Origin of the sequence: Paenibacillus hunanensis (assembly GCF_034055775.1) — a bacterium.
In the GTDB taxonomy this organism is placed as follows: Bacteria; Bacillota; Bacilli; order Paenibacillales; family Paenibacillaceae; genus Saccharibacillus; species Saccharibacillus hunanensis.
This window is the reverse complement of the sequence record NZ_CP139194.1, coordinates 3804042-3829905: the sequence shown is the minus strand read 5'-3', so window position 1 is coordinate 3829905 and position 25864 is coordinate 3804042. Positions and strand designations below refer to the sequence as shown.

The 25864-nt window shown below is 46.5% G+C and carries 24 protein-coding genes and 1 other RNA gene; 19 read left to right on the top strand and 6 right to left on the bottom strand.

The features are described from left to right. Positions 1–106: 106 nt before the first annotated feature. Complete coding sequence (locus SK066_RS15575; protein ID WP_320542171.1) at positions 107–1009, bottom strand: LysR family transcriptional regulator; 903 nt, start codon at positions 1007–1009, stop codon at positions 107–109. Positions 1010–1429: 420 nt separating this feature from the next. Between SK066_RS15575 and SK066_RS15570 the strand changes: the two genes are divergently transcribed. The 5 genes from SK066_RS15570 to SK066_RS15550 all read left to right on the top strand — a co-directional run bounded on the left by SK066_RS15570 (position 1430) and on the right by SK066_RS15550 (position 6683). Further along, the gene (locus SK066_RS15570) at positions 1430–2836 is read left to right on the top strand and encodes an HlyD family secretion protein (protein ID WP_320542170.1); all 1407 of its coding nucleotides are present in this window, start codon (positions 1430–1432) and stop codon (positions 2834–2836) included. A gap of 1 nt (position 2837) precedes the next feature. After that, positions 2838–4046, top strand: a complete 1209-nt coding sequence (locus tag SK066_RS15565; protein ID WP_320542169.1) for an ABC transporter permease — start codon at positions 2838–2840, stop codon at positions 4044–4046. 399 nt (positions 4047–4445) lie between these two features. After that, a complete protein-coding gene (locus tag SK066_RS15560; protein WP_320542168.1) occupies positions 4446–5321 on the top strand; it encodes a YesL family protein in 876 nt (291 codons plus the stop codon). Positions 5322–5730: 409 nt separating this feature from the next. Then, positions 5731–5921, top strand: a non-coding RNA gene (gene ssrS, locus SK066_RS15555) — 6S RNA. A 366-nt stretch (positions 5922–6287) separates the two neighbouring features. Continuing rightward, entirely contained in the window at positions 6288–6683 is a 396-nt protein-coding gene (locus SK066_RS15550; protein WP_188776479.1) for a DUF1499 domain-containing protein, read from the top strand. Positions 6684–6903: 220 nt separating this feature from the next. On the opposite strand, the gene tpx is transcribed toward SK066_RS15550, so the two are convergent. Next, positions 6904–7425 carry a thiol peroxidase gene (gene tpx / locus SK066_RS15545; RefSeq protein ID WP_188776480.1) on the bottom strand — a complete coding sequence of 174 codons (522 nt, stop codon included), beginning with the start codon at positions 7423–7425 and terminating at the stop codon, positions 6904–6906. A 276-nt stretch (positions 7426–7701) separates the two neighbouring features. On the opposite strand from tpx, the gene SK066_RS15540 reads away from it, so the two are divergent. After that, entirely contained in the window at positions 7702–8418 is a 717-nt protein-coding gene (locus SK066_RS15540) for a rhomboid family intramembrane serine protease (RefSeq protein WP_320542167.1), read from the top strand. Between the two features lie 310 nt (positions 8419–8728). On the opposite strand, the gene SK066_RS15535 is transcribed toward SK066_RS15540, so the two are convergent. Beyond that, on the bottom strand, positions 8729–9406 hold the full coding sequence (locus SK066_RS15535) for a zinc metallopeptidase (RefSeq protein WP_250345479.1): 678 nt from the start codon (positions 9404–9406) through the stop codon (positions 8729–8731). A 31-nt stretch (positions 9407–9437) separates the two neighbouring features. Then, positions 9438–9872, bottom strand: a complete 435-nt coding sequence (locus tag SK066_RS15530; RefSeq protein WP_188776483.1) for a MerR family transcriptional regulator — start codon at positions 9870–9872, stop codon at positions 9438–9440. A 415-nt stretch (positions 9873–10287) separates the two neighbouring features. Between SK066_RS15530 and SK066_RS15525 the strand changes: the two genes are divergently transcribed. The 3 genes from SK066_RS15525 to SK066_RS15515 are packed head-to-tail and all read left to right on the top strand — an operon-like array spanning position 10288 to position 13530. After that, complete coding sequence (locus tag SK066_RS15525; RefSeq protein ID WP_188776484.1) at positions 10288–11679, top strand: ammonium transporter; 1392 nt, start codon at positions 10288–10290, stop codon at positions 11677–11679. 49 nt (positions 11680–11728) lie between these two features. Next, complete coding sequence (locus tag SK066_RS15520; RefSeq protein WP_320542166.1) at positions 11729–12802, top strand: DUF294 nucleotidyltransferase-like domain-containing protein; 1074 nt, start codon at positions 11729–11731, stop codon at positions 12800–12802. Next, the gene (locus tag SK066_RS15515; protein WP_320542165.1) at positions 12799–13530 is read left to right on the top strand and encodes an exonuclease domain-containing protein; all 732 of its coding nucleotides are present in this window, start codon (positions 12799–12801) and stop codon (positions 13528–13530) included. The genes SK066_RS15520 and SK066_RS15515 overlap by 4 nt, the downstream gene beginning before the upstream one ends. A 535-nt stretch (positions 13531–14065) precedes the next feature. Here SK066_RS15515 and SK066_RS15510 read toward each other — a convergent pair. Together SK066_RS15510 and cimA are read right to left on the bottom strand one after the other, a co-directional pair. Continuing rightward, the gene (locus SK066_RS15510) at positions 14066–14659 is read right to left on the bottom strand and encodes a M67 family metallopeptidase (protein ID WP_320542164.1); all 594 of its coding nucleotides are present in this window, start codon (positions 14657–14659) and stop codon (positions 14066–14068) included. Between the two features lie 257 nt (positions 14660–14916). Then, positions 14917–16536, bottom strand: coding sequence for a citramalate synthase (gene cimA, locus SK066_RS15505; RefSeq protein ID WP_320542163.1), 1620 nt, complete (start codon positions 16534–16536; stop codon positions 14917–14919). Positions 16537–16819: 283 nt separating this feature from the next. Here cimA and SK066_RS15500 point away from each other — a divergent pair, with 283 nt between their 5' ends. The 10 genes from SK066_RS15500 (at position 16820) to SK066_RS15455 (ending at position 25820) form a co-directional block, all read left to right on the top strand. Further along, positions 16820–17380 (top strand): Imm50 family immunity protein, encoded by a 561-nt coding sequence (locus SK066_RS15500; protein WP_320542162.1) that lies wholly within the window; start codon positions 16820–16822, stop codon positions 17378–17380. Positions 17381–17853: 473 nt separating this feature from the next. After that, positions 17854–18564, top strand: coding sequence for a metallophosphoesterase family protein (locus tag SK066_RS15495; protein ID WP_320542161.1), 711 nt, complete (start codon positions 17854–17856; stop codon positions 18562–18564). 140 nt (positions 18565–18704) lie between these two features. Further along, positions 18705–19067, top strand: coding sequence for a hypothetical protein (locus SK066_RS15490; protein ID WP_320542160.1), 363 nt, complete (start codon positions 18705–18707; stop codon positions 19065–19067). A 241-nt stretch (positions 19068–19308) separates the two neighbouring features. Further along, a complete protein-coding gene (locus tag SK066_RS15485; RefSeq protein WP_320542159.1) occupies positions 19309–19674 on the top strand; it encodes a MerR family transcriptional regulator in 366 nt (121 codons plus the stop codon). Beyond that, positions 19664–20023, top strand: a complete 360-nt coding sequence (locus SK066_RS15480) for an SDR family NAD(P)-dependent oxidoreductase (RefSeq protein WP_320542158.1) — start codon at positions 19664–19666, stop codon at positions 20021–20023. The genes SK066_RS15485 and SK066_RS15480 overlap by 11 nt, the downstream gene beginning before the upstream one ends. A 100-nt stretch (positions 20024–20123) precedes the next feature. Next, positions 20124–20567: a hypothetical protein gene (locus tag SK066_RS15475; RefSeq protein ID WP_320542157.1), complete on the top strand. Its 444-nt coding sequence runs from the start codon at positions 20124–20126 to the stop codon at positions 20565–20567. A 222-nt stretch (positions 20568–20789) separates the two neighbouring features. Then, on the top strand, positions 20790–22085 hold the full coding sequence (locus SK066_RS15470) for a DNA polymerase IV (RefSeq protein ID WP_320542156.1): 1296 nt from the start codon (positions 20790–20792) through the stop codon (positions 22083–22085). A 392-nt stretch (positions 22086–22477) separates the two neighbouring features. Then, positions 22478–22714: a ferredoxin gene (locus SK066_RS15465; protein ID WP_188776502.1), complete on the top strand. Its 237-nt coding sequence runs from the start codon at positions 22478–22480 to the stop codon at positions 22712–22714. Positions 22715–23099: 385 nt separating this feature from the next. Continuing rightward, the gene (locus SK066_RS15460; RefSeq protein WP_320542155.1) at positions 23100–24512 is read left to right on the top strand and encodes a L,D-transpeptidase; all 1413 of its coding nucleotides are present in this window, start codon (positions 23100–23102) and stop codon (positions 24510–24512) included. 213 nt (positions 24513–24725) lie between these two features. Beyond that, positions 24726–25820: a quinone-dependent dihydroorotate dehydrogenase gene (locus tag SK066_RS15455; RefSeq protein WP_320542154.1), complete on the top strand. Its 1095-nt coding sequence runs from the start codon at positions 24726–24728 to the stop codon at positions 25818–25820. Positions 25821–25864 lie beyond the last annotated feature (44 nt).

Here is a 25864-nt window from a genome sequence, read left to right as displayed (position 1 = left end):
GCCTCTTTTTTTACGCCCAGTCTACGCCCAGTCTACGCCCAGTCTACGCCCAGTCTACGCCCAGTCTACGCCCAGTCTACGCCCAGTCTACGCCCAGTCTTATGCATCATAACGGTTGATGCTGTACCTCCAGCGCATGACGGAACCGACGAATGAACAGCTCGGTTGCGCGAGACGCCGATACCCCTGCCGCAGTGACAAGCCAGAGAAAGGTTTCTCCACGATCCGGAAGCTGGAGTGGAAGGCTAACTACTTCCTTATTAAAAGCTTTACCGTACGTTTGCAAGGAATAGGTCGTCCCAATTGTTACGGCTAGATTCGCTCGCACTGCACGTAGCAGAGCATCGACATTATTGCTTTTAAATAAAATATCGCTATCCGGTACAAGCTCCTGCACAAGTGTCAAAATATTGGAGTCATTGTACAGCACCAGCGGCGTACCGGTTAGCTCTTCCGGTTGAACGATCTTACGCTCAGTCAGTGGTGAATCTATATGACAGAGCAAAATAAGCCGATCCTCCACAATACGTTCAAAATGAAGCTCCGACTGCATGACTCGTTGCTCTGGTAATAATACAAAGCCGATATCACTATCCCCATTACGTACACTCTCTAACACAGCCTGCGTATGATCCTCGATCAGATCAAATCGACTTCCCGGGAATTCACGCTTCATCTCTGACAGCGTCTCAATGAGCAGTGAGATTGGCCCTGGAATAGAGGCGATACGCAGTCTTGAATTGTTCAACTCATGATAGCTGCTAGCTTCACGCTTCAATTCCTCAATCTGGCTAAGAATAGTCTTGATTTTGGTAATAATCTTTTCACCCTCGGCTGTGACGGTCGCACCCGCACGTGAACGAACGAAGATGCGAGTTCCCAGCTCTTGCTCGAATAGTGTAATCGCTCGACTGACTCCGGTTACGGTTAAATGGCAATGCTCGGCTGCTTTAGTCAGTGAGCCTGTTCTTGCTACCTCCGCAATATATTGAAGCTGTTCAATGTTCATCGTAATAACCTCTTTCATAGATGCCATCTGCTTTACGCTTTCGATCGTATCATCCATTTATTCATCTCGTTTTAAGTTGACTAAAAGTTCACTTTACTCTATTTTTGATAAATTTATTGTACTTGAGGTATATGATATATTCAAATAAGCGTCCCATTCATCGCATTCGCATCAATTATACATAGGGATGAATGGGGGATAGAGGGATTCGTTTTGCAGATAGAGGATGCAATTGGAGATGACAGTTCTTTACGTAAAGGATCCAGTAGCACTACCAATCATTCCGCCTTCAAGCAGGATGATGACTCTGAATAGGACAAGTATGACCAACACCATGAGCATCAACGGTATATGAGGCATTAACTCAGAGCCTATACAAAGCAGAATCTACGAATTAATGAGAAAGTGGAGTGAGGAAACATGACTAAGAGAAAATATGTATTGTACGGTGTGATTGTAGTAGGAATTGTAGCGGCTATCTATGTATTAAGCCTGTTGATCAGCCGTCAGGGTAATGCACTAACAGGAAACAATGCAACGATGCCCACAGCCTATGTAGAATCGGATACGGTCAGCACCAGCTTCAAGCTGGCAGGACGGGTGAGCAAGCTACTCGTGGATGAAGGCGATACGGTAAAAAAAGGGCAGCCACTCGCTGTGCTAGACAGCAGCGAGCTACAGGACAAGGTCGCTCAAGCACAGGCTGCTCTGAAAACAGCACAGGCGAATGTATCACAGGCGCAAGCAGGTGTAGTACAGGCAAAAGCAGGTATTACGCAAGCGCAGGCTGGCGTTACGCAGGCACAGGCCGCAGAGCAAGCAGCACAGGTGAAGGTGTCGCAGGGAACGACAGCGGTACAGGTCACAGCTGAATCATCCGCAAGTCAGGTGCAGCAGGCACAAGCTGCTGTAGCCGCCGCTAAGGCAAAATGGCAGGCGGTCAAAAGTGGTGCACGTCCAGAAGAGATTGCACAGGCGAAGACAGCTACTGCATCTGCACGTGATGCGCTTGCTACCGCGCAGAAAGGCTTGAGCCGTACGCATCAGTTATATGAGGCGGGTCTTGCTACTGATGCTGCACTCGATCAGGCGAAGCTACAGCAGCAGCAAGCACAGGCTCAGTATGATGCTGCGATCGAAAAGCAAAAGCTTGCTGAACAGGGCAGTCGTCAGGAGGAAATCGATGCTGCTTATGCGCAATACCAGCAAGCGCAGGCAGCATTAAAGGAAGCACAGGCTGGTCAAGGACAGGTAAGCCTGAGACAGGAGGATGTCAAAGCAGCTCAGGCTGCTGTTAATCAGGCGCAGGGTGCAGCAGAGCAAGCGCATGGAACGGTAGCACAGGCACAGGCGAATCAGACGCTCGCCCAAGCCAAGGTTGAAGCCGCTCAGGCTCAGGTAGAGCAGGCGAAGGCAGCACTGCAAGAAGCACAAACCTATGCCGGCTATGCCAAGCTATATGCGCCAGCAGATGGTGTGATCAAAACGCGCGCCATTCGTGGGGGCGAGCTGGTGAGCGCCGGCTCTACCATCTATTCACTGGAAACGACCTCGCAGCGCTGGGCTAAATTTTACATGACCGAGACCGCAATGAATGGACTTCGTGTAGGCGATACAGTCACGCTCAAGCTAATTAGCGATGCTGCTACCTTTACAGGCAAAGTGAAAGTGATCGATGCGGCGGCTGATTTTGCCATTCAAAAGCCTAGCCAGAGCTCAGGAGATACCGACGTTCGTTCCTTTGGTGTAAAGGTGCAATTGACAGGATTGCTATCTACCGTACCGACTGGAAGCACGGTGCTGTATGCTGGCAAAGGAGAACAGTAATATGAGCACATGGCGGGCGATTAGAGAAGAATGCAGGCATATGTTCAGCATCCCCAAGCTGGCAGCGATCTTACTATTGATGCCAGTGCTCTATGCGGTGCTGTTTGGATTTTTGTATTCACATGAGCGCATTACCGACATGCCGGTCATTGTATATGATGGCGATAACTCGGCACTCAGTCGACAGGTCATTCAGGCATTTGATGCAACCGATACGTTCAAGGTGATCGGACAGCGCTGGAATGAAGAAGATGTAGTACAGGAAGTACAAAATGGGGTGGCACGTGTTGGCTTGATCATCCCGCCTAACTTCTCCAGCGGATTACAGCATGGAGAAAATATCCCGATCATGACCTTTATCGATGGTAGTAATATGATCTATTCTAACAGTGCATCGCGTATCGCCAATCAGGTTATTATGAGCATAAGTAGCGGAGCAACCTTGCAGACACTGGATAAGAAGGGTATGAGTAGCGAGCAGGCAGGTGCATTGCTGAACACGATTCCTTATCGTTCCAGAGTGCTGTACAATCCAGTATTCAACTATGAATATTATATGCCGATTGGCGTCATCTCTGCTGCGTTACAGCAATGTCTATTACTCGGTATTGCACTATCCTGTACATGGCAAAAGGAAGCTGGCCTGTGGCATCGTTTCTACGATTGGCGGTTTGCTCCGTGGAAGCTAGCTATAGCCAAGCTAACGCCGTACTTCCTCGTTGGTCTGGTCAATGTGGTCGTGTCTTTTTCGATCGCACATTTTGGCTTTGGCATTCCATTTGTGGGGCAGCTATGGCCGATGTTGATTTTATCGCTCGGTTTTAACTTTGCGTTATGTGGGCTGGGCTTTTTGTTCAGTGTTGTGTCGAAGCGACAGGTTGATGCGATTCAGGTGCTGATGCTGATCGCGATGCCATCGTTTATGCTATCCGGCTATACGTGGCCGCTGGAAGCAATGCCCAGAGCGCTACGCGTCATCGGAGAATGTCTACCACTGACCCAATTTTTGCAGGGGGTGCGTAGCATTGTTGTAAAAGGATTGCCGCTGGATCAAATCTGGCATAATGTGATTGCGCTCGGGATGATCGGACTGGTCACATTGCTGATATCATTTCTTATTTTCCCGCTTACGATGCGACGTTACAAAGAATATGATAATGAATCCGAACACCCTACAGCGACACTAACAACCGAATCGCTGAGCAAATAAATGGAGGAACCGAGCTGAAAGCATGCATTGTATCGATAATGCCCATCTAGCAAACTGCTGTATATTTCAGCTAGACCACTTTATATATAGAAGATATCTTTACGTTCCTATTATCTAATCGTCGTAATCTAATCTATATGAAGCTAAGATCGAACCCTATTTGTAAAATAAGTCAGACTCCAATCTCATGAGTGGATGTGTACGTCCATTAATATGATATATTCTTGCAATACAGGCTACTCCTTGCCGTCAGTCAAGGCACAGTAGCCTGTTTGCTTATACGGCTAGGATAACGCTTGCAATAGGGCTGGTATTGTCATGTGAACTTAGGTTATAGTTAGATTAGATATCATCAGAGTTGTGGCATCGTGATGCCCGTGTAGACAAGGGGGAAATGCTTTGGAGTTTAGAGGGGTAATGGGCGGATTATATCGGCTATCCGAATGGATTATGCGTTTGGCCGGCAGCAACCTGTTATGGGTTATTTGTTCTTCACCATTTTTATTTTTTCTGGTGATGCGTTTTATTTTCAGTCAGCCTCAGTTTACGCAAAATGATATTTTGCAGGCGAACTGGGCAATGGGCATTCTGGCACCTTTCACATTGTTCCCGGCGACAGCAGCGCTGTTCACCGTTGTACGTAAATGGGTGATGGGTGAAGGTGATGTATCCGTTATCAAAACATTTTTCCGGGGATACAAAGAGAATTATCGACAGAGTATGATTGGTGGTCTCTTCTATACACTGCTGTTTGTAATCATGTACGTGGATTATACTGTCTATATGAATCAGTTCCCACATTTGCAGCTGTTAGGCATCGTGATGCTGATCTTCTTGCTCGTGCTGTTTGTATCGCTGTTTAACTTCTTTTCCATGATTGCACATTATCATATGAAGCTGAAGGACATTATCAAAAATGCAATCCTTCTTTCCATCGTGCGTCCATTCCGCTTGTTCTCGACCCTTCTCGGAACGGTAGCGCTATTGTTTATCGGTACACGCTATCCTGTACTCTTCGTGCTCTGTCTCGCTTCAGCGATTGCATGGTTCGCCTTCTTCAACTTCTACGGCATGTTCCTGAAAATGCAAGAACAGTCTGAGAAGCAGGCAGCCGCTGAAAAGGAAAAAGAACTGCAAGCCGACGAGCAACTTGCAACTGGCGACGAGCCACCCCATGAGCAGGCAAAACGTCTGGAAAACGTTCCAGCTAATCAGCCTTCCATGGATCAGGATGTCAAAAATAGCATGACCAAGGAAAAAGAGCGTGAACGCTAAAGCTAGAGCTTTGTCGCTTCTATGCTCCTGTATAGTAAATAACGACTGCGATTAATAAAACACATAGGCAAGACCCGTTTGTCCCATCCGAGTAGAGTAGGATGGGACAAACGGGTCTTTTTATTTTAAAATCCATCTCTTCTTGTCAGCGCCTTACGTATACTATCGTGTTGTACTTAGGCTATTGTGTAGTATGTATGTATGTATGTATGTATGTATGTTCCGATTAAAGAATCCCGAGAAGCGAGAACAGTTCATTCTCATTGTAAAACGAGTAGTTCAAAGCACTATAGAACAATATAGAAGCCAGTCAATTAGCACAAACCTCTATCTGTAAACGTTTACAAAATAACGGAATACAAAAGCGAAATCGACTTTACAAATACCACCATGAAGTTTATAATAAATTTACATCCTGCAATGTACGCCTCGATATCTCGTTGTTTTGAACCAATGATGATGTCTCGGGAGATTCAAATTCAACTGTGGCTGACCGGCCCTATCCATTGGATGTGGGGACTTCAAATACATGTTGTGCGATCACCCACCTGCTAAGCAGGTTCGAAGACAATGTTATCGGACGGCATTTGCGGGACCGTTTTAAAATCTTTTCAAGGTAGGTGCCGACGTGATGTCGACATGCTCTAAACAAAAAGCGTTCTGATCTGGATCATTACGATCTACGATTTCAGAACGTTTTTTGTTTGCGCTTACAAGCTAATGATGATTCAGTAATGATAATGAATATATGGGAATTGAAAGCCCATATATTTAGCTGGAAAGCAGGCTAGTCGCGCTACATGATCGTATGAGCAGCGAGCACCAATCGATCCCTCTATCGATATAATCGATTCATCACGCGATGGGCAAGCATGCCGTTATTATAAGAATATTAGTTTTCTTATTTACGTACTAATGATACACTGATAGTAATGATAGGTCTGTACATGCAAAGGAGGAAACGTCTTGTCGCTTAAGAGAACGTTAGTTGGAATTATCCGTAGCCAGGAAGGCACAGGAGATCGCGCCAAAGACCCACAAATGAAAACAAGATACTATAATCTTTCCCGTGAGCGCGCCTGGGAAGAAGTTTCATCCACATTGAAGAAAATTCCAGGTTTTAAGGTTCTGCATGAGGTACATAGTGTAGGCGAGATCACGCTGGAGCGCAAAACGGGCTTCGGGCGTATTATGGATATTACGGTTTCGATCGTATCAGTAAGTCCTGTTCGTAGTGCAATCGATATTCATTCGGCTTCGCGCGGATCGCTTGGAGATCTCGGTGCGAACTATCGTAATATTTTGACACTGTTCAGCGCCCTGGATAAAAAGCTGTCTCAGTACAAGATCGATCAACCATAAATACAGACAATCAGCACCAGCTGTGAATGTGCAGGGCATATTAACGGCATTGAAGCTATGGTGCTGTTATATCATCTGTTTTGAATGCGGATACATACGATTCGACAGCATGATGCTCATCAGATAAAACCCCTTCTCTTATACTAACAGGAGAAGGGGTTTTTCGGTGTGTAAAATAATATTCGTAATTGCTCAGTAGCTGTTCAGTATCGCTATACGCTTAACCGAGCAAGCCTTTTACCGCTTCGATAGCTGCATCATAATTCGGATGATCTGCCATCTCAGGCAGGTACTCTACATAGCGTACCGTATCATCACGATCAATGACGAAGATCGCACGCATATCGATCACGAATTCCTTGATCAATACGCCATATGCTTTACCAAAGGAATTGTCGCGATAGTCAGACAGGGTAACAACGCGGTCTACACCTGCTGCACCACACCAGCGTGCCTGTGCGAATGGCAGATCGGCACTGATCGTCAGTACCACCACATCTTCACCGAGTTCAGAAGCAGCTTCATTGAAGCGGCGTGTCTGTGCATCACATACGCCTGTATCCAGGGATGGGACTACGCTAATCAATTTGATTTTACCTGCATAATCAGCCAGTGTAGCTTGCTCCAGCAGATTTTTACTCAGGTTAAAAGCAGGAGCGGCATCGCCAGCTTTCAGTTCAGGACCAACGAGTGTAATTGGATTGCCTTTAAATGTAGCTACACCAGTACGTTCTTGCGTCATTATAAATTCCTCCTTCGAGATAGTGAACACGCAATGAATAGCTAAATAAAAGGACAGCCAACGGGGTACATAATATGTAGGTGTACAGATCTGCCGAGGTGCTGTCCGTACTTTGCTTTTTCGCATATTCAGTCGGAATTCATTATAATAAAGGAGAAGCAATAAAGTAAAGCCTGTGTCGATATGTACCAGGAGATACATCATCGGATACGACCCATCTCTAGTAGTTCTACCCTCCAACCTTTCGAATACTATGTCACACTTAAAGGAGTTCGTATGCTATTTGTCCGTTATGAGAACTGGAAAAGCTTTTTGCGGTTTTATCCGCTCACATCCCTTATTGCACTCGCCAATATCGTCGTCTTTTTATTGATGACATTCAATGGTGGCTCGCAAAATAGTGCCACATTAGTTGAATATGGAGCACTTACGAATCTTATTGGCTATGATCAGTGGTGGAGAACGTTTACAGCAATGTTTGTGCATATTGGATTTGACCATTTGCTGTTCAATACATTTGCGATCATTGTATTTGCGCCACCGCTTGAGCGACTGCTTGGCACGCTGCGTTATGGTGTTCTGTATTTTGCCAGTGGACTGATCGGTAATATCATTAGTCTTGAGCTATATCGACAATCAAGTGAAGGTCATCTGGCAGCTGGAGCTTCTGGAGCGATTTACGGCATTTATGGAGCCTTTTTGTATATTGCTCTATTCCAGCGTGGAATGCTAGATCGTGTGTCGCGTCAGACGATCTACACGATTCTTGGATTAGGTCTGGTCTATACGTTCATTATGCCGGGCATCGGCATCTGGGCGCATCTAGGCGGTCTGATCTCTGGCTTCTTCATCTATGGCTTGATGTTACGTCTAACGGGCTTAGAACGCCGCTGGCAGCGTATATATCAACGCTATGAGCAGGTCATGAAGGAGCAACAAATGAGGGAACAACAGATGCGAGAAGAGCAGGAGCGTAATGATCCAAAGCTATAGCTGACGTCGTTTTAGTAAAGTGCTTGTAGTAAAAGAAGGATTAAGCACAACCATGAATAGCAGCATATCAATAAGGCGAGCCATGTACGATGTATACGGCTCGCCTTATTTATCGTTTAACAGTCATTCATACCCGCGTACAAATCCATGTACGAATCTAAGTACAAATGACATCGCCGTATCCAATATCAGCCCAGCCTAATGATCCGTCTATACAAAAAAAGCTGCTGTTCCTTCCCATTATGGGAGTAGAACAGCAGCTTTTACGTTAAACCTGGTTTTATTTACACGTGATTCGTAGTGCGTATCATTAGTCACGGTTACCGAAGAGCAAGAACAGATAACGCGCCAGCTCCAGTACAGACAGTAATGCAGCAGCGACATAAGTCAGTGCAGCAGCGTTCAATACTTTACCAACGCTACGTTCTTCTTCGTGAGTGACGTAGCCTTCAGCGACCATCACATCACGAGCGCGGTTACTTGCATTAAACTCAACTGGCAAGGTGATCAGCTGGAATGCTACGGCAACTGAGAAGAACAGAACACCGATACCGATCAGGTTAAATGATTGGAATACAAAGCCCGCCAGCAACAATAGCGGTGCAATACCGGAAGCAAAGTTTACAACCGGGAAAATACGGTGACGAATCGCCAGCATCGGATAATGAACCTTATGCTGGATGGCGTGACCGATCTCGTGACACGCTACCGAGACAGCGGAAATGCTCGTTCCATAATAGACGGGCTCAGACAGACGAACAACGCGGTTAACCGGATCATAGTGGTCAGTCAGCGCGCCAGCAATCGGTTCGATTGGCACATCATGTAGACCGTTAGAGTCTAGCATATGGCGAGCTGCGTCATAGCCGCTCATGCCACGCATATTCGGAACCTCAGCATATTTGTTAAACGTTCCCTTGACTCGGAACTGAGCCCAGATCGTTAAACCAAAAGCTGCTATAATGAGTATAAGAAAAATCGCATTCATCGTTCATTCCTCCATATAAATATAAAGCAGATCACATCATGCCAGGACCCTGACCAAGCAGGAACTTCAGCGCTTCGATGCAAGCAGCACTTTGAGGAACAAGATTCATAAATGCACGTCTGGCTTGATTTGGCTTCATCTGTTGCAGGAGGGGCTCCAATTCACGAACCTCGCGCTGCAATTGTTCCATATGAAGCTCAATTTCAGTCAAGCGCTGGGTGACCTGCTCTTCATCGGTGACCCGATCCCATGCACTTAATTTGTCTTTGATTTCCTCTAATGTGTACTTATCCTGCTTTAACTTTGTAATACGTTCCAGACGAGCCAACGTTTCAAAACTATATAGACGATAGTTTTTAAGAGAGCGACTCTCAGGCTCGATCAGACCAAGCTTGGTGTAGTAATCCACCGTGCGTTCGCTGATCCCTGCGATTCTGGAAAGCTCTCCAATTCGGTATAATTTCATATCCCCAACGTATTCACCCCCGTTTTTGTTCATATAAACGAGGATTCAACACTGCTGAATCCTATTGCCTATATTACAGGAACTTAAACCATACAGTCAAACGTAATGCTTAAGCGAATATACCCTATAATAGCAGGGGATAAACGCTCTTTCTCTCTATAAACAGCAAATATAGAACTATTGATATAACAATATATTGAAGTATTTGTATATATGATACTCGTGCAGGCTTAAAGATACCTGAAATTCATATGAACTCATGCTGAAACCAGTGAAAAAACACGCTTTTTGAAGCATAACGAAACTATTTTCATGATTTTGAAAATAAATGCTTGTCATTCGCGTTTTAATCTGATTATAATGACATTAAGGATTTCACGATATGTGAAGTAATATAACATGGGGAGTGGGTCAAATGAGAAAAAAATGGGCCGTTATGGGGTTAGCGGCATCCGCACTTCTAACTTTTCCGTTCAGCGCTTTTGCTGCGGATGAGGTTACTGCGACAACAGTACAAACGAATCTGGATACGTTCTTTGTCTTCCTAGCATTCGCGCTCGTACTGTTCATGCAAGCAGGCTTTGCCTTTTTGGAAGCAGGCTCTGTACGGATGAAAAATGCCGGGCACGTTGCCGGTAAAACAGTTTTGACTCTTGGCATCGCGCTGGTAGCCTTCTGGGCTTTCGGTTTTGGACTTGGCTTTGGAGATGGTAATGGATTTTTTGGCTATCAGGGCTTTTTCCTGAGTGGCGAGGAAATGAAGCCACTGTTTGGCGCACTTGCTGGTCTTGATATTCCAATCTCCATGATGTTCCTGTTCCACCTTGCGTTTGCAGCGGTATCGCTGTCGATCGCATTTGGCGGATTCGCTGAGCGTGCGAAGCTTAGCGTGTATATTATCTTCGGCGTTTTATTCATGATTATCATCTATCCAATCATCGCTCACTGGGTATGGGGCGGCGGCTGGTTGGCAGCAATCGGTATGCAGGACTATGCAGGCTCCACCGTTGTCCATTTAACAGGTGCAACAGCAGGTCTGGCAGCAACGCTGATGCTGAAACCACGTCTTGGTAAATATAATAAGGATGGTAAGCCTAACATTATTCCGGGTCATAACCAGGTATTCTCCGTTATCGGTGTATTCATTCTCTGGTTCGGCTGGATGGGCTTCAACCCTGGTAGTGCACTCACTCCAAGTGGCGGCTTCTTCACTTATGTAGCACTGACGACTAACCTGGCAGCTGCTGCGGGCGGTGTTGCTGCACTGTTGATCTCATGGGTTGTACTGGGTAAAGCTGATATTCCTAGCATGCTAAACGGCGTACTGGCTGCGCTCGTAGCTATCACAGGTTCCTGTGCATTCGTAGATGTATGGGCAGCGGTTGTGATCGGTCTGGTAGCTGGTGTCGTTACATTCTTCACTGCACAGTGGTTTGAAAAAGCAGGTATTGATGATCCGATCTACGCATTCTCAGTACACGGTATCGCTGGTATGTGGGGTGCAATCTCTACCGGTCTGTTCGCTACACCGGAGCTTGCTAAGCAGGTTAACGTAGGTGGAGCAGGTCTGTTCTATGGCGGTGGCTTCCACCAGCTGGGCGTACAGTTACTCGGTATGATTGGTACTTTCATTTTCGTACTGGTGCTTTCCTTCATTATTCTGGGTATCATGAAAGCACTGGGTGGCATTCGTGTAACAGAAGAAGAGGAAATGATGGGTCTGGATATTAGTGAGCACGGTTCCTACGGTTATCCTGAGCAAATGAAAGCAGTAGGTGAAGTAGATCGTACAAGAGCGAATAGCTAATACTTCTAAACACACCTATTAACATTACAAGTGCTGGGGGATGAAGCCGATGAAGAAGACTTCTCTCAATCTTCCCTTGCTGGAGCTGACCGATGCCGTTTGTCCGGAATCACTCAAAACCAAACGTATCATGATCCAAAAGCAGCTGTATGCTGCTCTGAGCGAGAGCGATATTCGCGAATGGGTAGCGACAGTCAACGATATGCATGACAGGATTATGCGGCAGGCAGTAACAATATGTGAGCAACAATTAGTTGAGGCGGGCTACGGTCCGCCTCCTGTTGCATATTCTTTTATTGTTTTTGGCAGCGCAGGAAGATGTGAGCAGACGCTTTGGAGTGATCAGGATAATGGCTTGATCATAAGTGATGAACAGCACGAGCAGAAGGAACGGTATTTTGAAGCATTTGGCAGCCGTCTGGCGGACATTTTGGAGCAGGTCGGGTATGAGAAGTGCCAGGGCAAGGTGATGTGCTCAGAGCCGATGTGGCGCAAGACACTGGGAGCATGGCAGCAGCAGTTGGATAGCTGGCGTGAGGAATTGAGCTGGGAGCCGGTGCGTAACTGGATTATTGCTTCGGATATGCGCCATATGGCAGGCGATCAGGAGCTTGCCCAGCGCTGGCAGGCTCATTTTTATGCGGGTCTAAAGGAAACGCCTGCGATGTCGGCGGCGATTTTGCGTAATACAGTTCGTCATAAGGCGACGCTTAATGTACTGGGGCAAATTGTACCTGAGCGTTTTGGTGAACATGCAGGTGATTTTGATGTAAAATATGGAATATATATTCCGCTTGTGAATGCATCGCGTTTTTTAGCAGTGCAAAATGGCATTTATGAGTCATCTACATTGAAGCGACTCGATCGGCTGATTCAGCTGGAGGCGGCATCGCTTGCTCTGCTGGAAATGATGCAGGAGGCGTTTTTGACGGCTTTGCGTATGCGTAATTCAACGCCGGTGAAGGAAGAGGATGGATTGTATATCAGTACGGGCTTTATGCTACAAAAGGACTGGCGACAAAAGCCATTTTTCCATGAACTTAGAGAAAGTCTGGGCATTGTCAAAAAAGCACATCGTGAGCTGCAAAGACAATTGCGCTTTCTGGAAAGGAGACGCTTATGAAAGAACCTACAAAAGCTGGAAGCGGATTTTGGCGGAGCTTACGTAGTGGAGGTGTTCCCTCTGCGATTGCTTCGGTATTTGGTGCACCATCTGCACAGCAGATGGCTTTTATACGTTCACTATCACGTGAGCAGCGTCGTCCAGAGGTGCTACATTATCCGATGAGCAGGCTGGAAACCGTCGTTTTCGATTTGGAGACGACGGGCTTTCATCCTCAGCATGGAGATGAAATTTTGTCTTTTGGCGCGGTCAAGCTGCTCGGCAGTGAGGTACAGGACGAGTTCTATACACTTGTAAATTCAAAGGTGAGCGTGCCAGCTAATATTTCTGCGCTCACAGGTATTACCCAGGAAATGATCGATGGAGCGCCATCGCTGATTGATGGACTCCATGATTTTATGGCATTTGCTGGGCGCTCGGTGCTGATTGCACATGGTACAGGGCATGACAAAGCATTTCTGAATGCAGCGTTATGGAAGACGTCTAAAATTCAATTGACTCACCGCATACTGGATACGATGATGATCGCCAGATGGCTGAAGCCTTCACTTGGTAGTTACGGATTAGATGAGGTGCTGGAGGAGGCTAATATTCCTGTGACGGTCAGACATCACGCGCTGGAGGATGCAAAAATGACAGCTCAGCTATGGCAGGAATATCTTCGTCTCATGCGTCACAAGCAAGTGGATACGTTGGAGGATTTGTATGCGCATTTGAGTAATTTTTAGTAGGTGGGTGCAAAACCGGATGGGAGTTGGAGAGGTACACCACTTAGGAAAGGAATAAGGGGACGTCCTTGGATTGAGAACAGGAATCTACGAAGCAGGTGGAAATGTAGATTCCTGTTCTCAAAAGCTGTAAGATATTTTGCTGTGCAAAAATCACTTTCCATTGAACCTCGTGTTAGGAGATCGCTAACACGACAAGGCGTCCTTTCCCCTTATTTCCTTCCCTGCGTTCTGTGCATCTCGCAACTGCTCGGATTTATGCACACATTTGGGAGAGCGGCAGTATTTTAGCTCTGAGCAGTATTTTAGCTTTTAGCAATATTTTAATTTTACAAGTAACGATTTTTGACTCTTTGTTTGGAATGATCATTTTAAAGGGATGTAGATATAGGAAGAAATGAAGTACATAAGAGTTTGAGGATTGATATGTAGCGTGATGGGTGGAAGTATGCTGTCTTGATGTTGTGGTTTTATAGGTAGGTATTTTAGAGAGACTTGAATAGATCAGGGAGATAAAGCTGTTGATTAGACAGCTTTATTTTTGTAGGAGTTGTACAGGTATCAGATCGTATTGTAAGGATGAATGAGTGGGGTTTGTTGCTATGTGTTCAGGAGAATGTTGGATGATATTGTAGGCGCGGATAGGCTCGGGATGATGATCTAAAGGATCAGTTGGTGCATATGGAGTTTGATTAGATGATGAAGGCTTAGTATAGGTCTGTTGATGGTCTTGTTCTGGCTCGCTGCTTGCTATAGAGAGGGTTCCGATTAAGTAGACGGAGATCATACTGGCAAAGTCGGGTAGTCGCCCTAGATCCTCCTGTGATGGCAACGGCGCAGTGTGAGGATGAGAGTGGAACAGACCGACGAGGTTGGGCTCGTTATAGCAGCAGTGAATCCATTCGGCTGGATCGAGTTGAAAATGGTATGCAGGGTTGAGGGAGACGTTACGCAATCTTCGGTAGGCATGGAGTTGAATGCCTACAGCTGTTTTTGTACCGAGCAGTACTCCGCATACCTCATGAGCAGGAGCTGAATTCATATGGTCGATCAGCTCGTGCCAAACGGATTGGGATATATAAAGGGAGGCAGGGTCTGTTTTATCGGAATGATGTGGGTGGTGCTTCAAGTGTATGACCTTCTTTCTGGTTATATGGGATAGGCTGGTTTTTTTATCGGCTCTTCGACATAGACTCTCTAGCGAGTGGCAGGGCATTTTGGTGAGCTATTTTGATAATATAGATGTAATATGTATAAGCCCAGTAGCTGTAGAATAACAGCTACTGGGCTTATAGTGTAGTTTGGAGGAGCTTGTTTATTGTATATGGCGTTCATTATCGATGTATTAATAGAATAGATCAATATTAGATCAATGCTGCACCCTAATTAATGATTCACAATGCCCTGTGTACCAGAAGCGGTCGCCTGGTTATGTGCAGGTAGCTTCTGACCGAGTAGAGCGTAGCGGATACTGTCTACTAATGCTTCCCAGCTTGCTTCGATCACGTTGGCGGATACGCCGACAGTGCTCCAGGTGTCTTGCAGGTTTTGTGATTCGATCAATACGCGTACTTTCGATGCGGTTGCGTCTGTTTCATCCAGTACACGCACTTTATAGTCAGACAGATGCATTTCGCGCAGGCTTGGATAATGCTCGACCAATGCTTTACGTAGCGCATTATCCAGCGCATTGACCGGGCCATTGCCTTCTGCGGCGGTGTAGATGCTTTGACCACCGATACGTAGCTTCACGAAGGCTTCGGATACAACAGCAGAGCCGGCGTTTTTCTCGACCAGCATTTTGAACGATTCGAAGACGAACAATTCGCTTAGCTCGCCATTGGCTTCACGCAGTAACAGCTCCAGCGACGCATCTGCGCCCTCGAATTGATAGCCCTGATGCTCCAAATCTTTGATTTTGCCGATAATTTGCTTTGTTTCTTCGTTTTCTGGATTCAGCTCCAGATTCATTTCCTTTGCTTTGGACAGGATATTGCTCTGACCAGCCAGCTCGGAAACGAGGATACGCTGTTTATTACCGACGCGCTCTGGCTCAATATGCTCATACGTACGGGAGTCGCGCAAAATCGCAGAAACGTGGATACCGCCTTTATGTGCAAAAGCTGCATTACCTACATAAGGCTGGTTGATCGGCATATGCACGTTGGCAATCTCGCTCACGTAGCGAGCGGTATTCGTAAGCTGTGCCAGCTGCTCGTCCGCAATACATGTATAGTCGAGCTTGAGCTGTAAATTCGGAATGATCGAGCACAGATTGGCATTACCACAGCGCTCACCATAGCCATTCATCGTTCCCTGTACCTGACGTGCTCCAGCCTGTACGGCGCTCAGTGTATTGGCCACCGCCAGTTCACAATCATTATGGGTATGAATACCGATCGATGCCCCCTCCAGCTCGATCATCAGCCTGGATACAATCTCATATACCTCATGCGGTAATGTACCGCCATTGGTATCGCATAGGGTGAGCCAGTCTGCTCCAGCATCCTTAGCTGCACGTAGCACGGAAACTGCATAGTCTGGATTATTTTTATAGCCGTCAAAAAAGTGCTCTGCATCGAACACCAGCTCCATCTGTTGCTGCTTCAAATAGGCGATGGAGTCGGCGATCATCGCTAGATTTTCCTCTAGCGTCGTTTGCAATGCAGTATGCACATGGAAATCCCACGATTTGCCCACCAGTGTAGCTGCCTGCGCACCGGATTCAATGATCCGCTTCAGGTTGGCATCCTCCTGTGCGGTGCTGCCCTTACGGCGCGTACTGCCAAAAGCCGTAATTTTGGCATTCAAATTCAGCTGTTGAACACGCTTGAAAAATTCGATATCTTTACCGTTACTACCCGGAATACCGCCTTCGATATAATGTACACCGAGTTCATCGAGCTTTCGCGCAATTTTCAATTTGTCGTCTGCGGATAGACTGATACCTTCCCCCTGTGTACCGTCTCTCAGCGTCGTATCGAAAATCGAGATGGATTTGGACATGATGTGGAATCCCCCTTTGATTGGACCAAGATTCATAAGCACTCATTTATCGTTGTGGATGACACATGAAACCTGAGTATAATTGGTTATTATAGCACTATCGGCTATGTCAGGTATACGGTAATTTTGCTGGAATATGGGGTGAAAATGACGGGATTGTTTGTGCATCATGCACAAATGGTACGCTTGCTTATGCGGTTGATGTATACGCTAGCATAGGCTGCATTGTATCGTTCTGTTACAATGGAAAAAGATAAATGTAAACTCTTGGAGGAATGTCATCATGCAGATAGGAATTAAACAAGTCGAGCAGCAGGGTAAAAGCTATACGATTCATTATACATTGGAGCAACCATTGCCATTTGATCTACACGATATTGTGATGGTACAGGCAGGAGATTATGTCGTTGGTAGTGTGCGTGCGCTGGATGCACAGCAGATTACGCTTCATATTAATGAAGAACAATTGCAGTGGGGCGAGCAAACGATTATTCAGCTTGCATTTTCGCCAACCGTTTCGATTGAAGGTAGTGGGGCGATTATCGAGAAGCTTGGTTATTTTCCAGACTTTGAGCAGGCGATTATTACCAATTACGATATTGGCAAGGATCAGGTGGAGCTGACTATAGAGCTGCCAGAACCCAATGAAAAGCAATCGGTAAAGCTGACCTTCCTCGAAGCGTTTGATGTGGAATTTTCTCCGCCCGATGCGCGTCTGAATGTGATCGCGGAAATGGATTTTCGATATGAGGTGACGGATCTGGTCGTGGATATTGAAGCGGCGCAGGGCCTGTCGGGTAGCTTCTTCTGTGGGAAGATTAAGGCAGAGCTGGTGGAAGGCTGAGTGGGTTGAGCACGGAGCATCGAGCTTAGAACTAGCTGTAAAGCAAAGCTTGGAGCTACATTTTTTGAGTCAGATTAAAGTGTAGAATTGGAATGGAGCCTGGTCTGATGATGGAGCGTCATCTATGTTATAACATTCTCTAAACCGATTCTGGCGATATGAAATTTGTTAAGTATAATGGATATAAAGCTCAGTGCTATCATCAAGATACAATCCAGCTTCTACATTCATAAGTATAAGTAACATGTGAAAGGCAGGCGTGAATACAATCGTATAGCGTTTGCCTTTTTCTATAGGCTTTGGAATCGAAAGATGTGATTGCCACGATAGCAATGCTTGCGGTATGAAATGTAGATTGTCCGCTAGGCTGGCATGCTCTAGGTCTAGCCATACCAGCACTTCTACTATGCTTTCTGTTCGGGTTGTACTCGTTCAATAGCATCCGTATACTGTGTTGTAAAGGAGGGAAAGCTATGATTTATATTACCGGAGATGTTCATGGTATGCCATGGCTGTCTAAACGACTGAATACGCGTTCTTTTCCAGAGCAAAAGCAATTAACCAAGCAGGATATCGTTATCATTGCAGGTGATTTTGGATTGATATGGGATGGGCAAAAGGAAGATCGCTACTGGCTGAAATGGCTGGATGAGGTAAAGCCTTTTACAACGGTATTTATCGATGGTAATCATGAAAACTTCGATCTGCTGGAGCAATTTCCGGTAGAGCAGTGGAATGGTGGAGGCGTGCATCGGATCAATGATAGTGTGCTGCATCTGATGAGAGGGCAAGTGTATACAATAGAAGATAAACGCTTTTTTACCTTTGGCGGTGCGGCTTCACATGATCGTGAATATCGCAAAGAAGGCAAAACCTGGTGGGCGCGTGAAATGCCGTCGGCCGAGGAATATGCTTGTGGATTACAGCAATTGGAGAAGCATGGTTGGGATGTTGACGTGGTGATTACTCATACCTGCTCCACAGAAAGTCTGGACTGGATCAAGCAGCATTATGACACAGATGTAGAGCAGGATGAAATGCATGATTATTTTCAAACGATTCAGGATAAACTGAATTATCGTCAGTGGTGGTTTGGGCATTATCATCATGATGTAGAGCTGCCCAAGCGTCAGCGTTTGATCTATCACGATATCGTGCAGATTGAAATCGGATCGAGTGAGTGATCTACCTTATTGAAGTGCTCATACGATTGAGGTGTGGGAAACAGATTGCAATTTGCATGTGGAAAAATGGATATCTGTAGTTGGAACAGCTATCGAACAGCAGGATGCTACATAAATAGTGTGACATAGGAGGATTCAGCATGGGGATGGAATATGGTGTACGTATCAAGAGTGGAGCTCTAGCGCCTGACCCAAAGCTGGAGCAAGCGATCATGGACGGATTGTATTCTCGGCTTAGCCTAGTTTTGGCTGATGATCCAGATTACTGGATAGAGTATGATCAGGGGAAGCTTGCCATTTTGCGGGATGATGAGAAATGGCCAGATATTCTAAATACTTATATTGACGAAGCTTCAGGGGGAGAGCTGGAAGGGATCATAAGCGGTGAGCGGTATTTGTATATTATCTCCTATACAGGTTCAGCTCTAGCTGCACCATGGTTCACGGCGATTGATGAAGTCATAAGTGATCTAGTACCCGGATCGTTTCGCGAGGAATTGTAGGCTATGCTGAGATAGATCATTTGCAATTAGCATGTTATCGAATAGAGAAGCTGTAAACAGAGCAAGTGCATATCTACTATAGAGACAAAGAAAGCCAGCTAATGATGCTGGCTTTCTTTTATATAGCAGAGAGATAGGAAGGTTAGATATACATTTTAAATTATACTTTTTTGACTGTTGACCCGGAGTGAACTCAGGGGTGTAGTATCAGATAGGACCAGAACACAAGGGAGGGCTGCAATTGAATGAAAGGTATGCTCTAAAGCAGACAGCTATGCTCAGCGGATTGAGCAAGGATACGATCCTATTTTATGAAAAGACAGGATTAATTCCTGCAATAGCTCGAAATGAAATGGGCTACAGAGTGTATAGTCAGGAAGATATCGACACGCTTCAGCTTATTGCCTGTCTGAAAAAAACGGGGATGTCGTTAGAGGATATTAAAAGCTACCTCCAGCTCGAAGCATCTGAAGAACGATATCAAAGGCTTCAGGATCATAAAGAAAAGCTTGCACAGCAAATGATGGAATTGCAGAACGTGATTGACATCAAGCTAAATAAAATCAAACGTAAAAACGAACAGGAGCCTAAACCAGATGGAATCTAAAAAAATTGCGCTTGTTACAGGGGCGAATAAAGGGATTGGCAAAGCAATCGTGAAAGAGCTTGCCAATCGAGGTATGATTGTATTTTTAGGTAGTCGAAATGCTGAACGAGGCCGTATGGCTGTAGCTGAGCTACAACATGAAGGTGAGGTTCATTATGCGAGGGAATTAGCAAGCACACAAATCAAGGTGAATGCGGCGGCACCAGGGCATGTAGCGACAGATTTTAACGACTTTCATGGTACTCGTACGCCTGAGGAGGGGGCGGCAATTGCAGTGAAGCTGGCGACATTGGATGAAGATGGCCCTACGGGTGGTTTCTTTGACGATACCCGAGCGATCCCATGGTGAACAGGGTCGTATTCATTATATACTGTATGGTAGTGCTTGATGGATAGGAACCAAACAAACGGAGTAAAGCAACAGCGATGATGAATAAGGAGGATTCACAGTGCAACAGCAAAACATTGAAATCGAAGCGGTCAGCACACCGCTCGGTTATGTATATGGACGCGATGCGGTCTATGTGGACAGGCTGGACTATGAGCTAGAGCGTCGCCATGTGACGTTAGTTGGTGAGTTTAATGGTACGCTGGCAAGTAAAAGCGAATCCGATGATTTTGTGAAGTACACATTGTGCTTCGAGGGAGTATATTATTTTAATGCAATGGAGTTAGATTTGCACGGGGATTATCTGCCAATAGGGAAGACAGACATCAAGTCAGACTGGCTGGAATATCGTCAGTCGCCATTGTTAGAACGAGCGAAGCAGAAGGCAAAGCGAGAGCTAAAGGAGTTGCGTCATTTTATTCTATTTACGTATGATAATGTGTTTGAGATTGCCTGTCAAAATTATACGCTAGAGCTGCATGTAGATGAGCAGAACGCTGAATAGTCATTGTCAGATGGCTATTCTTTTTTTATAATAAAACAGAACACATATTCGCTACATATCGGGTTCACGGTTCCTAAAAATGGGTGCGTTGAGAAAATGGAATGGTGCAAGTCATCCAGTCTGCTCATTGAATGTTTACTCACTATACCAGGAAAATATACTCATTTATAGATAGCAGTCAAAGGTCTGCGAGAAGTCGGAGATGACAGGGGGAGAAAGCAGATGAGGGAAGACACCAGCAGTCATTATCCTACCCGCGGACGGGTTATTTTGCATGTGGATATGAACGCCTTTTATTGTTCTGTGCATGCAGCGGAGCAGCCAGACAAATATGCTGGCAAGCCTACCGCAGTCGCCGGTAGTGTGGAGCTACGGAAGGGCATTGTCGTGACCGCCTCCTATGAAGCACGGCGTATGGGTGTGAAGACAGGAATGCTCGTAGGTCAGGCACTGCAAAAGTGTCCACGATTGACACTAATTGCTCCTGATTTTCATTTGTATCGGAAATATTCGGCTGCATTTATGAATATAGCGTATAGCTATACACCGCTCCTACAGGCAACCTCGATCGATGAATGTTATCTCGATATTACGGGATCAAGCCAATTCGGCACGCCGCTGGAGATCGCAGCCGATCTGCAAAACCGTATTCGAGATGAGCTTCGTCTGCCCTGCTCTGTTGGTGTAGCGCCTAATAAGCTGCTTGCCAAAATGGCGTCTGATATGAAAAAGCCGAACGGCATCTCGATTTTGCGTATCCGTGATGTACCGAAGCTGCTATGGGAGCAGCCCTGTGCAGAGCTATTCGGGATTGGGCATAAAACCGCTACCAAGCTGCGTGAGATGGGCATACGCACACTCGGTCAGCTCGCAGCAGCCGATGAAGCGCGTTTGAAAGCACGTTTTGGCGTGATGGGAAGCTGGCTCAAGCAGGCGGCTAATGGCATCGATCATTCCCTAGTAGAGCCGGACAACGAGCCGAATAAATCAATCGGGCATACGACTACATTACCTGCGGATATTCAGGAGCTTGAGGATATTCGGCGTGTGATGCTGAATCTGAGTGATCAGGTGTGTCGGCGTATGCGTCGGCAGAAGCTGATGGCGCATACGGTACAGATTACGATTCGGACGCCAGATATGAAGACGATCACACGCTCGCGTGCGCTGAGCGTACCGACGGACACGGCAGAAGAGGTCTATCATGAAGCGTGTGAGCTATATGCCAGACACTGGCATGGGAAGGGTGCTGTACGTCTGCTCGGAGTGACGCTGCAAAATCTACTGCCGCGTAGTGAAGCGGCGATTCAGCTTGATCTGTTTGATTATGAGCGTCAGCCACAGAAGGAGCAGTTGAATGAGGTCATTGATCAACTGCGTGATAAGTTTGGCGAAAGTGCGGTATTGACCGCAGGTATGCTTGGTAATGATCCATCTGTGCTGATCCGTAATCATAAGTTGCGCGGAACATCACTGCAAAAGGATGGGCGTCGTTTTGACTTTGATAAGCCAGAGTGAGGCGATGATCCTCAAGCTGGTTTTGTTCATTTCAGATCCTGCATATCCAAGTTTCTCTTTGAGGTGCATATGCCGTGCTTATTATATATCGTATCTGTTGCATTCGCAGCGATTCAGGTCGATGCTGGAGCGTATTTCTGAACAGAGCAATCATAGGATATGCTTGCTATATCGCTGTTCATACAGGGTTTAATGGTGGATGTGAAAGGGTAAAAAGGACGTAGTGAAGCTTCGATTCCATGATCATTGTGTGACAGAGTTAGTAGGAATGACGCACGCGTCAAGTGGATTTTATTTGAAATTGTTGAGGCTTTGTATTATATTTTGAATATCTGTACAGACTGGTGTCCTATAAATAGACAACTGGAAAGTAATGATAGGAGGATATACACATGAGCAAATATACTTGGGTTGATAAAGATACATGCATCGCTTGCGGTGCATGCGGCGCGACTGCACCTGACATCTACGATTATGATGATGAAGGCCTGGCAGAAGTGATCTTTGGCGGCGACAGTAACCGTGGTGTAACAGCGATTCCAGAAGACATGCATGAAGACATGCTGGACGCTTGCGACGGTTGCCCAACCGATTCCATTATCATTGCAGATGAGCCACACGCCGAGTAATTTCGGACGCGTTCATACGCATACGCAATGCTATAAGCGAGAAAGAGCACCGTTTTGGCTACATAGCCAGCGCGGTGCTTTTTTTCATTCTCGCGAATCGAGTAAATGGATGATGAGGATAAGCTATATGGTTCCTTACGCATAGCTACTGTTTCACATTTCTGAAAATAAAGCAGGCACCAGAGTATATAATTTGATTCGACAGCCCTACGTCCGTTCTATCGAGAAATGACCGCTTTTGACCGATAAAAAGGGATATAGGCTTTTTTTGCCGTAAATTCGTTTATCATGGCAGAAGCACCTGGCGTTACAGCCGAAGCAAAGTACATATAAAACGGCTGTGAAGCCCGGGAAAGGAGATCCGGAGCGGGAGTCCGGAGATACCATGAAAAACCTACTTTATTTGAAACGCTATGTGAAGATGCATCCCGACAATCGCATGGGCTGGTACTTGCTCGGTAAGGAGTACGAGTCTGACGGACAGATGGGCAAAGCCAACTATTGCTACAATCGCGCAGGCGATGTGTATGAAGCCTTTGAGCAGAGTCAGATTCCAGCGGAAGTGCTGAAGGATTATGAAGCGAAAGTAATGGAGATGGGTCATGCACGTGATCGCAAGCTACACAAGCGGCGTATGATCTGGCTGAGCATCGTATTTTTATTTTTAATCCTGATGCGCTCTCTTGATTTACCTGCAGCAGAGGATCAGATGGCTATGGAGAATCCTCCAGCAGAGACGACGAATGGGGTGAATAGCGGAACCAAGTCACAGCAGCCTGAGAGCGTGCCTGCCTACCATGCTCCGCTTAGCTTTACAGCGGCTTCAGGGGGCAGTGCAGCAGCAGGAAGTGGCTTAGCATTATTTATTGCTCAGCAGCTCCATGGAACAGAGCCAGATCGTGCGGCTATTCTCGGAATGGAGAAGTCTGGCAAATGGGAGCTATGGAAGCATGTGTTGCCCGTTGCGTACACGATGCAGGCGAATGATACGCCTACGCAGGTACAGGTACAATCGTATAATGCCGCTGCTTGCCGCTGTAAGCCAGGGGACGCTGGAGTCAGCGCTTCTGATGCCGCCGCGTGGATGCAGCAGCAGGAGCAGCTAGCTGTAATGCAGACGGCGCTCGCCAGCTTCAAGTCCGCGCGAGGACAGCTACCACAGGGTCTGGGACAGCTGGATCAGTCTTTTCCAGCCAACTGGCTTTCCGGCACGACCACGCTAATGGATCAGTCGTTCCAGACATTGCAGCCGTATCCGCTTGATGCCGCTGGAGCGATGCCGGAGAATGGCTTTAGCGGTAACATGCAAAAGCTATTTGCTAGCACACTGGGGAACCGACCTTATTTTAGCGAGCCGCTCGAAATTATCGTGGATAAGAAAAAGCATCGCCTCGGTCTGGTGAGCGGTACAAAGCTACTGCGGAATTATCCAGTTGGCTTAGGCGGAACAAAAACACCGGAGGGCGTATTCCATCTCTCGATTAAGGTCATGAATCCGAATGGCAGATCCAACGGTGAATTCGGTAGTCGTGGGATGCAGCTATCGGATACGAATTATGCGATCCACGGTACGAATGATCCGGATAGCATTGGTGCTGACGAATCGCTTGGCTGTGTGCGTATGAGTAAGGATGACGTGGAGGAGCTATTCGATATGGCTCCGCTAGGAACAAAGGTGACGATCGCCAGCGATGTACTGCCTGATGAAATCCAGATTCCGAAGCAGCGTTATGCCTCTAATAAAAAGCCGCAGCAGGATCAAACCGATCCAAGCCGTATGTATCACTGGCTGAACTAAAAGGATAGGAGCAGGCGGAACGTTTACACTACCTGTGACGTATAGCGCTACTGCGCCAACGGCGGTCTTCTCAAAACGAGAAGATCGCTTTTCTTTTGGGACAGAACAGGATAAACTAGAATAGAGAATAATCTTGCTTGGCGCCTTGAGGAACCTTGCAAAACGTTATGCATCATGGCTTTAGGCCTATGCCAGGAACGGAGTGAATGGAATTTGTTATACCGTAATATTTTCAAGCCTGTACTCTTTCGGATGGACCCGGAAAAGGCGCATCATCTGGTCATCGGAGGGTTAGGTGCGGGCGTGCGCATTCCCGGCACCCTCGCGGCAATGCAGTCCATGTATGGTATCACCAGTACACCGGACATGACGACAGAGCTATTCGGCATTACGTTTCCCGGTCCAGTAGGACTTGCTGCGGGTCTGGACAAAAATGCACAGGCGGTAGCTGGCCTGTCTGCATCCGGATTTGGCTTTATGGAAGTCGGAACGGTTACGCCCAAGCCTCAGCCAGGGAACGAGCAGCCGCGTCTATTCCGTTTACCGTCGGATCGAGCGCTTATTAACCGAATGGGCTTCAATAACGAAGGTGCCTGGGCAATGGCAGATCGCTTGCGTCATCTAGTTGATCATCCGATTCCGATCGCAGTCAATATTGGTAAAAATAAAGTAACTCCTAACGAAGAAGCGGCTGAAGACTACAAAGCGTGCATTAGTGAGCTATACACCTATGCAGATTTTTTCGTCGTCAATATCAGTTCGCCAAATACACCTGATTTGCGTAACTTACAGCATGGTAATGAATTAAAGGAATTGCTCGCTGAGGTGATGCAGGAAATGAATGCACAGGCTCAAAACCACGGTACATCCAAATCGGTACTGGTCAAAATTGCACCAGATGTGAGCGACGCTGAGCTGGAGTATATGGTAGAGACGATTCGTCAAAGCGGTGCAGCAGGTATTATCGCGACGAATACGACCCTTTCCCGTGATGGACTTACGCATAATCATGCAGGAGAGACAGGTGGACTGAGCGGACGTCCGCTTACCGAACGTTCAACAGAGATTATCTCTCGTGTGTATCGCCAAACGGAAGGCAAGCTGCCGATCATTGGATGCGGGGGCATTTTTTCGAGCCAGGATGCCTATGACAAAATTAAGGCAGGCTCCAGCCTGGTGGAGATTTATACATCGTTTATCTATGAAGGCCCGCAGATTACACGGCAGCTTCATAATGGGATTCGCGAGCTGATGCAGCGCGACGGATTCGCACATATTTCGGAAGCGGTTGGAGCAGCGCACCGCTAACAGGCAACATCTTATTACATGTTAAAAGAAACAGGTCATACACT

Excerpts from the sequence above, each read along its gene's own strand:
- SK066_RS15575 (WP_320542171.1), bottom strand. The coding sequence starts at position 1,009 with ATGAACATTGAACAGCTTCAATATATTGCGGAGGTAGCAAGAACAGGC.
- SK066_RS15570 (WP_320542170.1), top strand. The coding sequence starts at position 1,430 with ATGACTAAGAGAAAATATGTATTGTACGGTGTGATTGTAGTAGGAATT.
- SK066_RS15565 (WP_320542169.1), top strand. The coding sequence starts at position 2,838 with ATGAGCACATGGCGGGCGATTAGAGAAGAATGCAGGCATATGTTCAGC.
- tpx (WP_188776480.1), bottom strand. The coding sequence starts at position 7,425 with ATGACGCAAGAACGTACTGGTGTAGCTACATTTAAAGGCAATCCAATT.
- SK066_RS15540 (WP_320542167.1), top strand. The coding sequence starts at position 7,702 with ATGCTATTTGTCCGTTATGAGAACTGGAAAAGCTTTTTGCGGTTTTAT.
- SK066_RS15535 (WP_250345479.1), bottom strand. The coding sequence starts at position 9,406 with ATGAATGCGATTTTTCTTATACTCATTATAGCAGCTTTTGGTTTAACG.
- SK066_RS15530 (WP_188776483.1), bottom strand. The coding sequence starts at position 9,872 with ATGAAATTATACCGAATTGGAGAGCTTTCCAGAATCGCAGGGATCAGC.
- SK066_RS15525 (WP_188776484.1), top strand. The coding sequence starts at position 10,288 with ATGAGAAAAAAATGGGCCGTTATGGGGTTAGCGGCATCCGCACTTCTA.
- SK066_RS15520 (WP_320542166.1), top strand. The coding sequence starts at position 11,729 with ATGAAGAAGACTTCTCTCAATCTTCCCTTGCTGGAGCTGACCGATGCC.
- SK066_RS15515 (WP_320542165.1), top strand. The coding sequence starts at position 12,799 with ATGAAAGAACCTACAAAAGCTGGAAGCGGATTTTGGCGGAGCTTACGT.
- cimA (WP_320542163.1), bottom strand. The coding sequence starts at position 16,536 with ATGTCCAAATCCATCTCGATTTTCGATACGACGCTGAGAGACGGTACA.
- SK066_RS15500 (WP_320542162.1), top strand. The coding sequence starts at position 16,820 with ATGCAGATAGGAATTAAACAAGTCGAGCAGCAGGGTAAAAGCTATACG.
- SK066_RS15495 (WP_320542161.1), top strand. The coding sequence starts at position 17,854 with ATGATTTATATTACCGGAGATGTTCATGGTATGCCATGGCTGTCTAAA.
- SK066_RS15490 (WP_320542160.1), top strand. The coding sequence starts at position 18,705 with ATGGGGATGGAATATGGTGTACGTATCAAGAGTGGAGCTCTAGCGCCT.
- SK066_RS15480 (WP_320542158.1), top strand. The coding sequence starts at position 19,664 with ATGGAATCTAAAAAAATTGCGCTTGTTACAGGGGCGAATAAAGGGATT.
- SK066_RS15470 (WP_320542156.1), top strand. The coding sequence starts at position 20,790 with ATGAGGGAAGACACCAGCAGTCATTATCCTACCCGCGGACGGGTTATT.
- SK066_RS15465 (WP_188776502.1), top strand. The coding sequence starts at position 22,478 with ATGAGCAAATATACTTGGGTTGATAAAGATACATGCATCGCTTGCGGT.
- SK066_RS15460 (WP_320542155.1), top strand. The coding sequence starts at position 23,100 with ATGAAAAACCTACTTTATTTGAAACGCTATGTGAAGATGCATCCCGAC.